This is a genomic window from Intrasporangium zincisolvens, assembly GCF_034724055.1.
Taxonomy (GTDB): Bacteria; Actinomycetota; Actinomycetes; order Actinomycetales; family Dermatophilaceae; genus Monashia; species Monashia zincisolvens.
Window position 1 is genome coordinate 340,835 of sequence record NZ_JAWIIL010000001.1, and the last position, 13,479, is coordinate 354,313.

General features: G+C 73.5%; 12 protein-coding genes. 8 read left to right on the forward strand and 4 right to left on the reverse strand.

Features of this window, described 5'->3' with window-relative positions; all coding sequences use genetic code 11:
- From nagZ to RY076_RS01550, 5 genes are all read left to right on the forward strand, one after another.
- On the forward strand, window positions 1–1,419 hold the full coding sequence (nagZ, locus tag RY076_RS01530; RefSeq protein ID WP_323095631.1) for a beta-N-acetylhexosaminidase: 1,419 nt from the start codon (window positions 1–3) through the stop codon (window positions 1,417–1,419).
- The gene (locus tag RY076_RS01535) at window positions 1,416–2,423 is read left to right on the forward strand and encodes an ROK family protein (RefSeq protein WP_323095633.1); all 1,008 of its coding nucleotides are present in this window, start codon (window positions 1,416–1,418) and stop codon (window positions 2,421–2,423) included. Before nagZ ends, RY076_RS01535 begins: the two co-directional genes overlap by 4 nt.
- The gene (locus RY076_RS01540) at window positions 2,423–3,298 is read left to right on the forward strand and encodes a glucosamine-6-phosphate deaminase (RefSeq protein WP_323095634.1); all 876 of its coding nucleotides are present in this window, start codon (window positions 2,423–2,425) and stop codon (window positions 3,296–3,298) included. The genes RY076_RS01535 and RY076_RS01540 overlap by 1 nt, the downstream gene beginning before the upstream one ends.
- 491 nt (window positions 3,299–3,789) lie before the next feature.
- Window positions 3,790–5,175 (forward strand): replicative DNA helicase, encoded by a 1,386-nt coding sequence (dnaB, locus tag RY076_RS01545; protein ID WP_323095636.1) that lies wholly within the window; start codon window positions 3,790–3,792, stop codon window positions 5,173–5,175.
- 517 nt (window positions 5,176–5,692) lie between these two features.
- Window positions 5,693–6,283 carry a S1C family serine protease gene (locus RY076_RS01550; protein ID WP_323095638.1) on the forward strand — a complete coding sequence of 197 codons (591 nt, stop codon included), beginning with the start codon at window positions 5,693–5,695 and terminating at the stop codon, window positions 6,281–6,283.
- Between the two features lie 59 nt (window positions 6,284–6,342).
- On the opposite strand, the gene RY076_RS01555 is transcribed toward RY076_RS01550, so the two are convergent.
- Window positions 6,343–7,107 (reverse strand): polysaccharide deacetylase family protein, encoded by a 765-nt coding sequence (locus tag RY076_RS01555; protein ID WP_323095639.1) that lies wholly within the window; start codon window positions 7,105–7,107, stop codon window positions 6,343–6,345.
- A gap of 155 nt (window positions 7,108–7,262) precedes the next feature.
- Here RY076_RS01555 and RY076_RS01560 point away from each other — a divergent pair, with 155 nt between their 5' ends.
- The 3 genes from RY076_RS01560 to RY076_RS01570 all read left to right on the forward strand — a co-directional run bounded on the left by RY076_RS01560 (window position 7,263) and on the right by RY076_RS01570 (window position 10,797).
- Window positions 7,263–7,856 (forward strand): helix-turn-helix domain-containing protein, encoded by a 594-nt coding sequence (locus tag RY076_RS01560; protein ID WP_323095640.1) that lies wholly within the window; start codon window positions 7,263–7,265, stop codon window positions 7,854–7,856.
- Complete coding sequence (locus RY076_RS01565; RefSeq protein ID WP_323095642.1) at window positions 7,853–9,217, forward strand: MFS transporter; 1,365 nt, start codon at window positions 7,853–7,855, stop codon at window positions 9,215–9,217. The genes RY076_RS01560 and RY076_RS01565 overlap by 4 nt, the downstream gene beginning before the upstream one ends.
- Before the next feature lie 104 nt (window positions 9,218–9,321).
- A complete protein-coding gene (locus RY076_RS01570; protein WP_323095644.1) occupies window positions 9,322–10,797 on the forward strand; it encodes a carboxylesterase/lipase family protein in 1,476 nt (491 codons plus the stop codon).
- Window positions 10,798–10,868: 71 nt separating this feature from the next.
- On the opposite strand, the gene RY076_RS01575 is transcribed toward RY076_RS01570, so the two are convergent.
- From RY076_RS01575 to RY076_RS01585, 3 genes are all read right to left on the reverse strand, one after another.
- Entirely contained in the window at window positions 10,869–11,651 is a 783-nt protein-coding gene (locus tag RY076_RS01575) for a MerR family transcriptional regulator (protein ID WP_323095646.1), read from the reverse strand.
- A 68-nt stretch (window positions 11,652–11,719) separates the two neighbouring features.
- A complete protein-coding gene (locus RY076_RS01580) occupies window positions 11,720–12,517 on the reverse strand; it encodes an ABC transporter permease (RefSeq protein ID WP_323095647.1) in 798 nt (265 codons plus the stop codon).
- The gene (locus RY076_RS01585) at window positions 12,514–13,332 is read right to left on the reverse strand and encodes an ABC transporter ATP-binding protein (RefSeq protein ID WP_323095648.1); all 819 of its coding nucleotides are present in this window, start codon (window positions 13,330–13,332) and stop codon (window positions 12,514–12,516) included. The genes RY076_RS01580 and RY076_RS01585 overlap by 4 nt, the downstream gene beginning before the upstream one ends.
- Between the last annotated feature and the right edge of the window lie 147 nt (window positions 13,333–13,479).

The window sequence follows — 13,479 nt, forward strand, 5'->3', positions numbered from 1 at the left end:
ATGACCATCTCCCCGGAGGCGCTGCGGCGCCTCGTCCTCGGCACGCTCATGCCCGGGTTCGTCGGCACGACGCCGCCGGACTGGGTCGCCCGCGAGCACGCGTCCGGCCTGGCCGCAGTGTGCCTCTACGGCGCGAACGTCGTCGACCCCGACCAGCTCGCGGCCCTGTGCGCCGACCTCCGCGCGGCCGCCCCCGGACTGCTCGTCTCGGTCGACGAGGAGGGCGGCGACGTGACCCGGCTGCACTACCCGACCGGGTCGACGCAGCCGGGCAACGCCCTCCTCGGCCGCCTCGACGACACCGGCCTGACGCGTCGGTCGGCCTCGCTCATCGGCACCGAGCTCGCCTCCTACGGCATCAACCTCGACCTCGCTCCGGTCGTCGACGTCAACTCCGCCGACGAGAACCCCGTCATCGGATCGCGCAGCTTCGGCGCCGACGCGGACCACGTGGCCCGGCACTCGGCGGCGTACGTCGAGGGCGTCCAGTCGGTCGGCGTCGCCGCGTGTGCCAAGCACTTCCCGGGGCACGGCGACACCGTGACCGACTCGCACCTCGCGCTGCCACGCGTCGACGCGGCGCTCGACGTGCTCGACGTGCGCGAGCTCGAGCCCTTCCGGGCCGCGGTCGAGTCGGGCGTCGCGTCGGTCATGACCTCGCACGTCGTCGTGTCGGCCATCGACGCCGAGCGCCCGGCGACGTTCTCGCCGGTGGTCCTGGGCGACGTGCTGCGGGGGCGGCTCGGCTTCACCGGCGTCATCGTCTCCGACGCGCTCGACATGGCGGGCGCCTCGGCGGTCACGGGCATCCCCGAGGCCGCGGTGCGGGCCCTCGCCGCCGGCTGCGACCTGCTCTGCATCGGGTCGGAGACGACCGAGGAGGAGCTGCTCGCGGTCGTCGACGCGGTCGTGGTGGCCGTGGCGGACGGGCGCCTGCCGGTGAGCAGGCTCGAGGACGCCGCCGGACGCGTCGCGCTCCTGTCGGCGACCTTCCCGCCGGGGCCGGTGTCCTCGGAGCGCCCCGGCTCCGCCGGTGCCTGGGCCGACGCGCTGCTCTCCGAGGGCTTCACGACGACGCCCACGAGCGACGCGTGGCTCGCCGCCGAGGGCGTGCCGTGCATCGTGCAGGTGGCCTCCGACCCCAACCTCGCCGTGGGACGCGTCGCCTGGGGTCCGCTCGCGGCCGGGCTCACCGTGCCGGTGCACGACGTCCCCGCCGGCGCCAAGGTGGCCGTCGCCGGCCGCGGCCTCGCGCCGACGCACCCCGCCTGGCGCGTCGCGGACGAGCTTCGGGCGCAAGGACACCCGACGATCGTCGTCGACTGCGGCTGGCCGCGCGGCGGCGCCGACCTCGTCGCCTACGGCGGGTCGGTCGTGGTGGCCCGGGCACTCGGCCGCTACCTCGGGCTGGGCTCGTGAGCGTCGACGGCGAACCGGGGGCGCGGCTGGGGATCGACATCGGAGGCACGAAGACGGCGGTCGCGCTCGTCGGCCCCGACGCGTCGGTGCTGGCACTGCGCACGACGCCGTCCGGGCGTGGCCCGCACGGCGTCGTCGAGGTCGCGGCGCGGCTCGCCCACGAGGTCGCGCTCGAGGCCGGAGGGCTGTCGAGGGTGGCCGGCGTCGGTGCGTGCATGCCCGGGCTCGTCGACCCCGCAACGGGACTCGCCCGGCACGCGGTCAACCTCGACGTCGACGCGGTCGACCTCGCGGGCGAGCTCGGACGCCGGCTCGGGCGCCCGGTGGCCGTCGAGAACGACGTCAAGGCCGCGGCGCTCGGGGCCTGGCGGCTGCGCGCCGACGCGTCGGGTGCGTCGGGTGCGTCGGGTGCGTTGGGGCCCGGGGCGCTGGCCTACCTCAACCTCGGCACCGGCCTGGCTTCCGCCGTGGTCCGCGACGGCGTCGTCGTGCGCGGGATCGCGGGCGCCGCCGGGGAGATCGGGCACCTGCCCGTCGCCGGTGACGCTCCGTGCACGTGCGGGCAGGTCGGCTGCCTCGAGACCGTCGCGTCGGGCTCGGCCCTGGCGCGGCTCTGGCCTGCACGGACCCGGCTCGCCCCCGACCCCTTCGTCGCCGCCGCGGCGGGCGACCTCGCGGCCCGGATGGCCGTCGACGTCATCGCGAGCGGCGTCGGGCTCGCGGTGCAGGTGCTCGCACTGGCCTCGGGCGCCGAGCAGGTCCTCGCCGGAGGCGGACTCGCCGGGCTCGGCGCACCGTTGCTCGAGGCCGTGCGAGCCGATCTCGAGCGGCGCTCGCGCGCCTCGCGACTCGTCGCCGCGCTCGAGCTGCCCGACCGGTTCGCCCTGCTGCCCGCGACGCTGCCGGTCGCGGCGGTCGGGGCCTCGTTCCTGGCCGTCCCGCGCGCCCGAACTGGCGTGGACGGTGCGGCCCCGCCCCACCGGGCCGGTGAGAGGGTGGGCTGATGGAGGTCATCGTCCTGCCGGAGCCCGCCGACGTCGCCCGCCGGGCCGCCGAGGTCGTCCTCGCCGGTCTGCCCGCCCACGGGTCTCCGGAACCCGTGGCACCCGTAGCGCCCGATGCGTCCGGTGCATCCGACCCGTCCGGTGCACCCGGGCCGTGGCGCCGTGACCCGGTGCTCGGGCTCGCGACCGGGTCCTCGCCGCTCGGCCTCTACGCCGAGCTCGCGCGAGCCGTCGACTCCGGGCGGCTCGACCTGACCCGCGCCCACGGCTTCGCCCTCGACGAGTACGTCGGCCTTCCCGCCGGCCACCCCGAGTCCTACCGCGAGGTGCTGCTGCGCGAGGTGTGCCGGCCGCTTCGCCTGTCGCCCGAGTGCCTGTCGGTGCCCGACGGCTCGGGCGCGACCGAGCGCGAGCTCACCGCGACCGCCGTGGACTACGAGCGACGCATCGCGGCCGTCGGCGGGGTGGACGTGCAGATCCTCGGCATCGGCGCCAACGGCCACCTCGGCTTCAACGAGCCCGGGTCATCGCTGGCGTCGCGCACGCGCGTCAAGCGGCTCTCGGACCGCACGCGCCACGACAACGCCCGCTTCTTCGGCGGCGACGTCGACGCCGTGCCGACGCACTGCGTCACCCAGGGGCTCGGCACCGTCCTCGACGCGCGCCGGCTCGTCCTCGTCGCGTCGGGGGCCGGCAAGGCGGCGGCGGTCGCGGCCGCCGTCGAGGGGCCGTTGTCGGCCTCGTGCCCCGGCTCGGTCATCCAGTGGCACGCCGAGGCCTTCGTCGTCCTCGACGAGGCCGCCGCGACGGGGCTGCGCAACCGCGACTACTACGACGCGTCGGCGGCCGGTTTGTCCGAATCGCCCACGCCGTGATCTATGCCGTGGTAAAGGGACTTTCCCCAATTGTCAAAACCGATGGGCTTGTCCCGCTGTGGACAACTCACAGGCCGGTGGAAGTTCTCGTCCACACCCCGTGGACACGCGTCGTCGCAGGTCAGAGCCCCTGTTGGTCGATGGGCCCGAACGTGTCCCCACAGTTGTACACACACGTTGTCCACACTTGTTGACGGCGTGTCGCGGCCCGCTGTCCACCGGTTGTCCACAGGCGTTTCGCGCCGCGGGGGCCCTGAGGTTGAAGGTCGCGGTGGGCCCGCCCTACGGTGTGTCGGTGCGCTCGGGGAGGGCGGCACGGCTCACGCGGATCGGCAGGTCGGACCTGTGCGCCTGGGGGGCCTGTCGAAGCCTGTCGGTGGACGGGTGTCTACTGAGTTGCACCGACGTAGTTCGTCCGCAGTGCGCCCGAGGGACCTCCCTCGGGCGGAGGGTCCAGTGAGTCGCCCAGCAAGTCAGGGGAAGGTGAGTTCGTGTCGCTCGACGAGCTGAGCACCAGCGCGTTCGCGTCGTCGGCGCGTGAGGGCGGGCCGCCCGACGACCGCCTCCCGCCGCAGGACGTCGGCGCCGAGCAGTCGGTCCTCGGCGGCATGCTGCTGTCGAAGGACGCCATCGCCGACTGTGTCGAGCAGCTCAAGGGCACCGACTTCTACCGCCCCGCGCACGAGCTCATCTACGACGCCATCCTCGACCTCTACGGTCGCGGCGAGCCCGCCGACGCCATCACCGTCAGCGACGAGCTGACCAAGCGCGGTGACCTCACCCGCGTCGGCGGCCAGGCCTACCTGCACCAGCTCATCGCCTCGGTGCCCACGGCCGCCAACGCCGGCTACTACGCCCAGATCGTCGCCGAGCGCGCCGTGCTGCGCCGTCTCGTCGAGGCCGGCACCCGCATCGTCCAGCTCGGCTACGCCCAGGGCGGCGGCGACGTCGAGGACATCGTCAACGCAGCACAGGCCGAGGTCTACGCCGTCGCCGACAAGCGCGGCGGCGAGGACTACCACGCCATCGGTGACGTCATCGAGGCCACCGTCGACGAGATCGAGGTCGCCTCCGGCCGCTCCGGCGAGATGACCGGCGTGCCCACCGGCTTCACCGACTTCGACGCCCTGACCAACGGCCTGCACCCGGGCCAGATGATCGTCATCGCCGCCCGACCGGCGATGGGCAAGTCGACCATCGGCCTCGACATCGTCCGGTCGGCCGCCATCAAGCACAAGATGGCCTCGGTCGTCTTCAGCCTCGAGATGAGCCGCACCGAGATCACGATGCGCATGCTCTCGGCCGAGGCCGGCATCCAGCTGCAGCACATGCGCAAGGGCACGATGCGCGAGGAGGACTGGACCCGTCTCGCCTCGACGATGGGCCGCGTCTCCGACGCGCCCCTGTTCATCGACGACTCGCCGAACATGTCGCTCATGGAGATCCGCGCCAAGTGCCGCCGGCTCAAGCAGCGCCACAACCTCAAGCTCGTCGTCATCGACTACCTCCAGCTCATGTCGAGCGGCAAGCGCGTCGAGTCCCGCCAGCAGGAGGTCTCGGAGTTCTCGCGTGCGCTCAAGCTGCTCGCCAAGGAGCTCGAGGTGCCGGTCATCGCCATCAGCCAGCTGAACCGTGGTCCCGAGCAGCGCACCGACAAGAAGCCCGCGATGAGCGACCTGCGTGAGTCCGGCTCCATCGAGCAGGACGCCGACATGGTCATCCTGCTGCACCGCGAGGCCGCCTACGAGCGCGACAGTCCCCGCGAGGGCGAGGCCGACCTCATCGTGGCCAAGCACCGAAACGGACCGACCGACACGATCGTCGTCGCCTTCCAGGGTCACTTCAGCCGCTTCCAGAACATGGCCTCGAACTTCTGACGCGTCGGCCGCAGCATCGCGTCGGCCCGCACGCGGGACGACCGGACCGTTCGCACAGCCGGCCCACACCCAACCGGAAGCGCAGTCACGGGAAACGGGCGTCCGCTGGTGGTGACAGACCTCGTGACACACCTTCGTGTCGCTCACCCCAGGACGCGTCATGGTTGCTCATCACCCTCGCGGACTCACCCGGCTCGCCACCGTCGGGGCGGTGGCGGCCCTCTCCGCCTGCGGCGCGGCCACGCTGCTGGTCCACGCCGCGTCGCCGACGGCGACCGTCGCCGGTCGGGCCGCATCGGTCGACCCGTACGGGAGCCCCGGGGTGGCGAACGGCGGACCCGGATCCGGGCACGGCTGGTGGCGCCACGGCCACGGAGGGTTCGGCGCGGGAAGCGGCGGGTCTGCTTCGAACGGAGGGGTTTCGGGCGGCGGTTCGGGTAGTGGCCCGGGAGGGTCGGCGACGTCCGCCGCTCCGGTGCGCCCCGCGACCCGGGCGACCGGAACCCAGACGATCGGCGTGGTCAACGTCCTCACGTCCCTGGACCACGGGCGCGAGGAGGGTGCCGGCACCGGCATCGTCCTGACGGCCTCGGGTCGCGTCCTCACCAACGACCACGTCATCGCGGGGGCTGCGTCGATCGCGGTCGTCGACCTGGCCACCGGACGGCGCTACCCCGCGAGGGTCATCGGCGACAGCCCGACCGACGACGCGGCGGTGCTCCAGCTCGAGAACGCCGGTGGTCTGCGGACGGCTCCCCTCGGCGACTCGAGCACGGTCGCGGTGGGGCAGACGGTGACGGGCGTCGGCAACGCCGGCAACGCTCCCGGCACCTCGGCAGCCGTGGGCACCGTCACGGCGCTGGGCCAGGCGATCACCGCCCGCGACGTGGGCGCCACTCGGGCCGAGCGCATCACCGGCCTCATCGAGACGAGCGCCGACGTCCAGCCCGGCGACTCCGGCGGACCGCTGCTCGACGCGTCCGGCCTGGTCGTCGGCATGGACACGGCCGCGGCGACGAACCGGCGCACGGGTGCCACCGAGGCCGGTTATGCCATCCCGATCGACCACGCCATCGAAGTCGCGAACCGGCTGGCAGGGGTCGGCTGAGCCGGTACCGGGGCCCGCCCGCCGTCCTACCGGACTCGCGCGGTTGCGCGGAGAGGCGCTCAGACCTCGAAGATGTCGCCGAGGTGCACCGGTTGCAGGGAACGGGCCCGGATGATCTCGACGAGCTGGCCGTACACCTTGGTGACCGGCCGGTGGTTGGCGTGCCCGATGACGATGTGGCCCGGCCGCAGCCACTCCTTGGCGTTGGCGACGATCCGCTGCGGCGCCACGACCGAGGAGTCACCGAGATCCCCGAGCCACATCGTCACCGCGGGGTAGCCGAGGTCGGCGAGCTGGGCGTCGAGGGCCTCGTCGTGGGCGCCGTAGGGCGGACGCATGAAGGGCCGTCCGAGCGTGCCGTACGTGTTCTCGAGGAAGGCCTCGTTGCGGCGGACCTGGCGGGCGACCCGGGCCGGCGAAAGGTGCAGCAGGTTCGGGTGCGACCACGTGTGGTTGGCGAGGAAGATCTGGTTGTCGTCGTGGAGCGGGCGCAGCAGGTCGGCGTGGGTGGTCCAGCCGGAGTTGACGCCGTTGCAGAAGAACGTGAGCCGCAGGCCGGTGTCGCGGGCCAGCGTCGCGTAGCCCTCGATGACCGCGGAGCTGGTGCCGTCGTCGACCGTCAGCGCGACGGTGCGTCCTTGGTCGGGGAGCTGGAAGAGCGTCCCGTGCGGCAGTGGCACCTTCCGCAGCCCCTTCGGCGCGGTGAACAGGGCCGCGGTGCCGGTCGGAGAAGGGGTGGCGTCCGGCGACGGCTCGGTGCCGCAGCCGGCGAGTCCGGTGGCGACGGCGGCGGCGAGGGAGGCCAGGAACGTGCGGCGGTCCATTTTCTCGACGGTACGAACCGCCTCGGGAAACGGCCGTGGACGCGCCGCGCGTTCCCCGAGACCGACCCAAACTGCTGGGACGACTGTGGAGGAATGGGACGAACCAATCGCAAAGAACTCTTTGCAAAGATTCCTTTGCGGTCTACTCTCGTCCCATGAGCGAATCGTTCGTCACCCCGGGCCCTGAGGCCCTGCGCGCGCTGGCGCACCCCGTTCGCCTCCGGATGCTCGGCATGCTCCGGGTCGACGGACCGGACACCGCGTCCGGCCTCGGGCGCCGCCTCGGCCTCAACACGGGGGCGACGTCCTACCACCTGCGCCAGCTGGCCCGGCACGGCTTCATCGAGGAGGACGCCGAGCGCGGCAACGGCCGCGAGCGCTGGTGGCGCGCGGTGCACGCGTCCACCCGCACGCCCCGTGGGGAGGCTGGGGTCGCCCCGGCCGACCTCGACGCCCGCGACGCCTACCTGCAGGCGGTCGCGACGACGCACGCCGAGCTGCTCCAGCGGGCGGTCATGCAGCAGCGCCGGCTGCCCCAGGCGTGGCGCGAGGCGGCCACCTTCAGCGACTGGGTGCTGCGGCTGACGCCCGCACGCGCCGGCGAGCTGCGCGACGCGATGGTGGCCCTCCTGGCGGGCTTCGCCGAGGCCGACGCGGACACCCCGGACGCGCTGCCCTACACGGTCAACGTCAACGCCTACCTGCACCCGGACGCCGGCGACGGCCTCCTCGGAGGTGAGGCGCGATGAGCCGCACCCCGCTCTACGGGCTGCTCACGGCTGAGGCGATCTCGCTCGTCGGCACGCGGATCTCGATGATCGCCCTGCCGTGGTTCGTCCTCACGACGACCGGGTCGGTCACCCAGACCGGCCTCGTCGCGGCCGTCGAGATGGCGCCGCTCGTGCTCTTCAAGGTCCTCGGAGGCCCCTTCACCGACCGCCACGGCCCGCAGACGGTCGCCGTCTGGTGCGACGCGGCCTCGGCCCTGGCCGTCGCGGCGATCCCGCTGCTGCACCTGGCCGGCCGGCTCGAGCTGCCGGTCCTGCTCGTGCTCGTCGGGGTGGCGGGTGCCCTGCGCGGACCGGGCGACGGCGCCAAGAGCGCGATGGTCCCGGGCGTTGCGTCGGTCGCGGACGTGCCGCTCGAGCGGGTCACCGGGCTGCACGGCGCCATCGAGCGGACCGCGTCGATGGCCGGCGCCGCCCTCGCCGGCGTGCTCGTCGGCCTCTTCGGCGCGGTGGGCGCCCTCTTCGTCGACGCAGTGTCGTTCGCGGTGTGCGCCGCGGTCGTCCTCGCGACGACCGGCGCCCTGCAGCGGGTGCCCCGCGCGTCGGTGACGCCCGACGCGTCGGTGACGCCCGACGCGTCGACCATGCCCGACACGTCGACGAGGCCGGACGGGTCGACGGCGGGCGCGACGACCGCGCCCGTCGCCACGTACCTGCGGCAGCTGCGCGAGGGCTGGCAGTTCCTGCGCCGCGACCGGGTGCTCGTCGCGCTCTGCGCCATGGTCGCCACGACCAACCTGCTCGACATCGCGTGGACCTCGGTGCTCCTGCCCGCCTGGGGCCAGCAGAGCGGGGCCGGCGCCACCGGGATCGGCACGCTCCTCGCGGGCATGTCCGCCGCGTCGATCCTCAGCGCGCTCCTCGCGGCTCGGTTCGGTGCCCGCCTGCCGCGCTACCGCACCTACCTCGTCGCCTTCCTCGTGTCGGGACTCCCGCGGTTCGTCGTGCTCGCGCTCGGGGCGCCGCTCTGGGCCTGCCTGCTCGTCTTCGCCGCGTCGGGGTTCGCGTCCGGCTTCCTCAACCCCATCCTCGGCGCGGTCGTCTACGAGCGGATCCCGCCGCACCTGACCGGGCGGGTGTCCTCGCTCAACTCGGCCCTGTGCTGGTCGCTCATGCCGCTGGGCGGCGTGCTCGGCGGTCTGCTCGCGAGCGGTCTCGGCCTCGAGGCCGGGCTCTGGGTCATCGGGTTCGCCTACCTCGCGGCCTCGCTCTGCCCGTTGCTGTTCCGCTCGTTCCGCGGCTTCGACACCCGGCCTGCTCCGGCTGCCCCGCCGACCGACGCGGCACGGGTCGGCGGCGCGACCTCGGTCGCCGTCGGCTGACGAGGGCGGCGCGGCGTACGGGGCGTAGGGGGCGGACGGGGGCGCCGGGTCGGGCGCTCGGAAAAGGGCTCGTGCCGCCCGCGGGGTCCGGCGATCATCGTGGGGTGGGCGTCGATGTACAGGTCGAGGTGCCGGGCGGTGTGGTGCGCGGTGTGCAGGAGGCTGGGCTCGCGGTGTTCCGCGGCGTCCCGTTCGCGAGCCTGCCCGAGCGGTTCGGGCCGCCGCGGCCGGTGCGCGGCTGGAGCGGGGTGCGCGACGCCTCGGCCTTCGGGCCTGCGCCACCGCAGTCCGGCCCCGCCGCCCCGACCAGTGCCATCAGTGGCGATGGCGCCGCCGGGGCCACCGGTGCCGCGTCGCCCGATCCGGGCTGGCTGACGGCCAATGTCTGGTCGCCCGACCTCGCCGGCCGGCTTCCGGTCATGGTGTGGGTCCAGGGTGGCGCCTACCTGTTCGGCACCTCGGGCCTGCCGGAGTACGACGGCCCCGTCCTGGTCCGCGACGGCGTCGTCGTCGTGACCTTCAACTACCGGGTCGGGCTCGAGGGGTTCGGCCTCGTCGAGGGCACTCCGGCCAACCGTGGCCTGCTCGACCAGGTGGCGGCGCTCGAATGGGTGCGCGACGCGATCGGGGCCTTCGGCGGCGACCCGACCCGCGTCACGGTCTTCGGGCAGTCCGCCGGGGGTGGGTCGGTCGCCGCGCTCCTCGCGATGCCACGGGCGCAGGGACTCTTCCGGCGCGCGATCGCGCAGAGCGTGCCCGGCACCTTCTTCACGCCGGCGCTCGCCACCGACGTCGCCCGCGTGTGCGCGGCCGAGCTCGGCGTCGCGCCCGCCGACCTGCCGGGCGTCGACGCCGACCTGCTCCCCCTCGCCCTGGATGCCGTCCTGGAGCGCGTCGACCAGTACGCCGACCGCTGGGGCCGGGCCGCGCGAGCGCGGGTCCCCGTCGCCCCGGTCGTCGACGGCGACGTGCTGCCGACCACGCCCTGGGAGGGCCTCACCGGACGAATCCCCTTGCTGGTCGGGCACACCCGCGACGAGCAGCGGCTGCTGTCACTGCTCACCGGGGTGCTCGGCCAGGTCACCCCGGCCATGGCTGCCGAGGCCGCGGAGGTCTTCGCCCCCGACCCGGAGGCCTACCGCGAGCGGTTCGCCGACCCCGACGCCCTCTACGAGGTCGTCCGCTCCGACTGGCTCTTCCGGATGCCGTCGGTGCTGCTCGCACGGGCGCAGCTCGCGGCCGATGGTGACGCCCACGTCTACGAGCTGACGTGGCCGGCGCCGGGGATGGGCGGTGCCCTCGGCGCCTGTCACGGCCTCGACGTGCCGCTCGTGTTCGGCAACCTGACGCTGGGGCAACCGGCGATGCTCATCGGCGAGCCGGGCGCCGAGGCGGAGTCGCTGTCGGCGCAGATGCGCCGGGCGTGGGTCGACTTCGCGACGACCGGCGACCCCGGGTGGCCCACCTTCGACGCCGGTGCGACCCGGGTGTTCGACGTCGAGCCGCGTGTCGCCGACTATCCGGAGCGGGCCTCGCTCGAGCTGTGGACCGACTACCCCGGTGTCCTCGACCTCGCCTGAGCCGCAAGGCCGCCCGACGCATGGGGCTTGGACATCAGCGTCAAGTCCTCAGCGTCCCGTCGTCAGCACGATCAGTGGACGGGCTCGATGCGCCGGATGTCGGTCCAGCCGGTCCAGCCGCGCTCCTCGAGCAGCTCGAGCAGGCGACCTGCGCACGCGAACGACTCGAGGAACGTCGTGTCGAGCAGCTCGATGAGGTCCGGGCTGATCGGGTAGTCCTCGTCGCTGCGCCCTGACTCGACGGCCTCCGCGGACGCGGCCTCGATGAACGCCGCGACGCGGTCGGCGAGCGCCGGCAGGCGCGGGTCGTCGGGGCCGGCGTCGACGAGGTCGCCGAGGTCGAGGTACAGCCGGCGCAGGACCGGGTGCTCGATCTGGGTGTGCTTGATCTCCATGAGCGCCGACACCTGGTCGGGGATCTGGGCGGCGATGAGGATCCAGCTGTCGCGCTCGACCTCGATGAGCCGCTCCGGGAACCCGAGCTCGCGCATCCGCTCGACGTAGGCGACCGCCGCCGGGGGCAGCGCCAGGCTGTCGCCGGCCGCGAGCTGGGCGATCCGCTCCCGGTGCCGCTGCCGCTCACGGATCTCGGCCCGGAGGCGGCGGTCGATCTGCTCGACCGCCGCCGCGAACTCGACCTCACCCGCGTCGAGCAGCTCGCTGACCCGCGAGAGCGGCACCCCGGCGTCGGCGAGCGTGCGGATCCGGACCAGCTCGACCACGGCCGCGGCGTCGTAGCGCCGGTAGCCGGAGCGGTCGCGCTCGGGCTCGGGCAGCAGGCCCTTGGCGTGGTAGTGGCGGACCGTGCGCACCGTGACTCCGGCGTACGCCGCGAGCTGGCTGATCGTCAGCATGGGCTCATTCTCCCGATCGGGTGGTGGGTGGCGACGTCGGACGCGCGGTGGGGGTGATGGCCGGCGGGTCAGCCGACCTTGCGCCGGTAGGTGCGCATCGCGAGGACGTAGGCGACGACGAGGAGGCCGACGCACCAGGCGAGGGCGACCCAGCCGGTGCTCCCGACGGGCCGTTCGGCGAGCAGGTTGCGGATCGTGTCGACGATCGAGGTGACCGGCTGGTGCTCGGCGAACCACTGCACCGGGCCCGGCATCCCCTCCGTCGGCACGAACGCCGAGCTGATGAAGGGCAGGAAGATCAGCGGGTACGAGAACCCGCTGACGCCGTCGACCGACTTCGCGGTGAGGCCGGGGATGACGGCCAGCCACGTCAGCGCCAGCGTGAACAGCACGAGGATGCCGACGACGACCAGCCAGGCGCCGAGGCCGGCGCTCGACCGGAAACCCATGGCCAGCGCCACCGCGACGACGAGCGCCAGCGACACGAGGTTGGCCACGACCGAGGTGAGCACGTGGCCCCAGAGCAGCGCCGACCGGGCGATCGGCATCGACTGGAACCGCTCGACGATGCCGGTCGAGACGTCGGTGAAGAGGCGGAAGGCCGTGTAGGCGACCCCCGACGCCACCGTGATGAGCAGGATGCCGGGCAGCAGGTAGTCGACGTAGCTCGCGCCGCCGACGTCGATGGCACCACCGAAGACGTAGACGAAGAGCAGGAGCATCGCGATCGGGGTGATCGCCGTCGTGATGATGGTGTCGGGGCTGCGCAGGACGTGCCGCAGCGACCGCCGGGTCAGCACGACGGTGTCACTGACGGTGTCGCCCAGCGTGTGAGGTGCGGTGGGGGAGGCGGCGTGGATGGTCATCGGTGGGCTCCCTGGGTGTCGGGCAGGTCGTGGCTGCCGGGGGTGGGCTGGTCTGCGGTGCGGGCCGGGCCGACGATCGCGAGGAAGATCTCCTCGAGGGTCGGCTGCTTCTCGACGTACTCGACGGTGGCCGGGGGCAGGAGGGCCTTGAGCTCGGCGAGGGTGCCCTCGGCGATGATCCGGCCGTCGTGCAGGATCGCGATGCGGTCGGCGAGCTGCTCGGCCTCGTCGAGGTACTGGGTCGTCAGCAGCACCGTGGTGCCGCGGCCGGCGAGCTCGCGCACGGTCTTCCACACCTCGATCCGCGACTGCGGGTCGAGGCCCGTCGTCGGCTCGTCGAGGAAGAGCACGGCCGGCTCGCCGATGAGGCTCATCGCGATGTCGAGGCGGCGCCGCATGCCTCCCGAGTAGGTGCCGACGCGTCGGGCCCCGGCCTCGGTGAGGTCGAAGCGGGTGAGGAGCGCGTCCGCGACGGAGCCCGGGTCGGGGATGCGTCGCAGCTCGGCGACGAGGACGAGGTTCTCGCGGCCGGTGAGGATCTCGTCGACGGCGGCGAACTGGCCCGTCAGGCTGATCGCCGAACGGACCTCGTGCGGCGCGGTGACGACGTCGTGGCCGTGGACGGTGACGGTGCCGGAGTCGGGCCGCAGCAGGGTCGACAGGATCCGGACCATCGTGGTCTTGCCGGCGCCGTTGGAGCCGAGCAGGGCGTAGATCGTGCCGGAGGGGACGCGCAGGTCGACGCCCTTCAGCACAGCGTTGTCGTCGTAGGACTGCCGGAGCCCGACGATCTCGATGGCGGTTTTCGTGGTCATGGGATGAGCGTCCAACCCTGACGCAGCGTCAAGGTCAAGCCCTCTTTCGCACGAGTTTCCGGAGGGGGTGCGGATTCGTTGTGGACGCGTCGCGGGCGAGCCCTCGATCGGGGCCGTTTTGGCGCGGCCCGGGGTCGGGTCCCATGC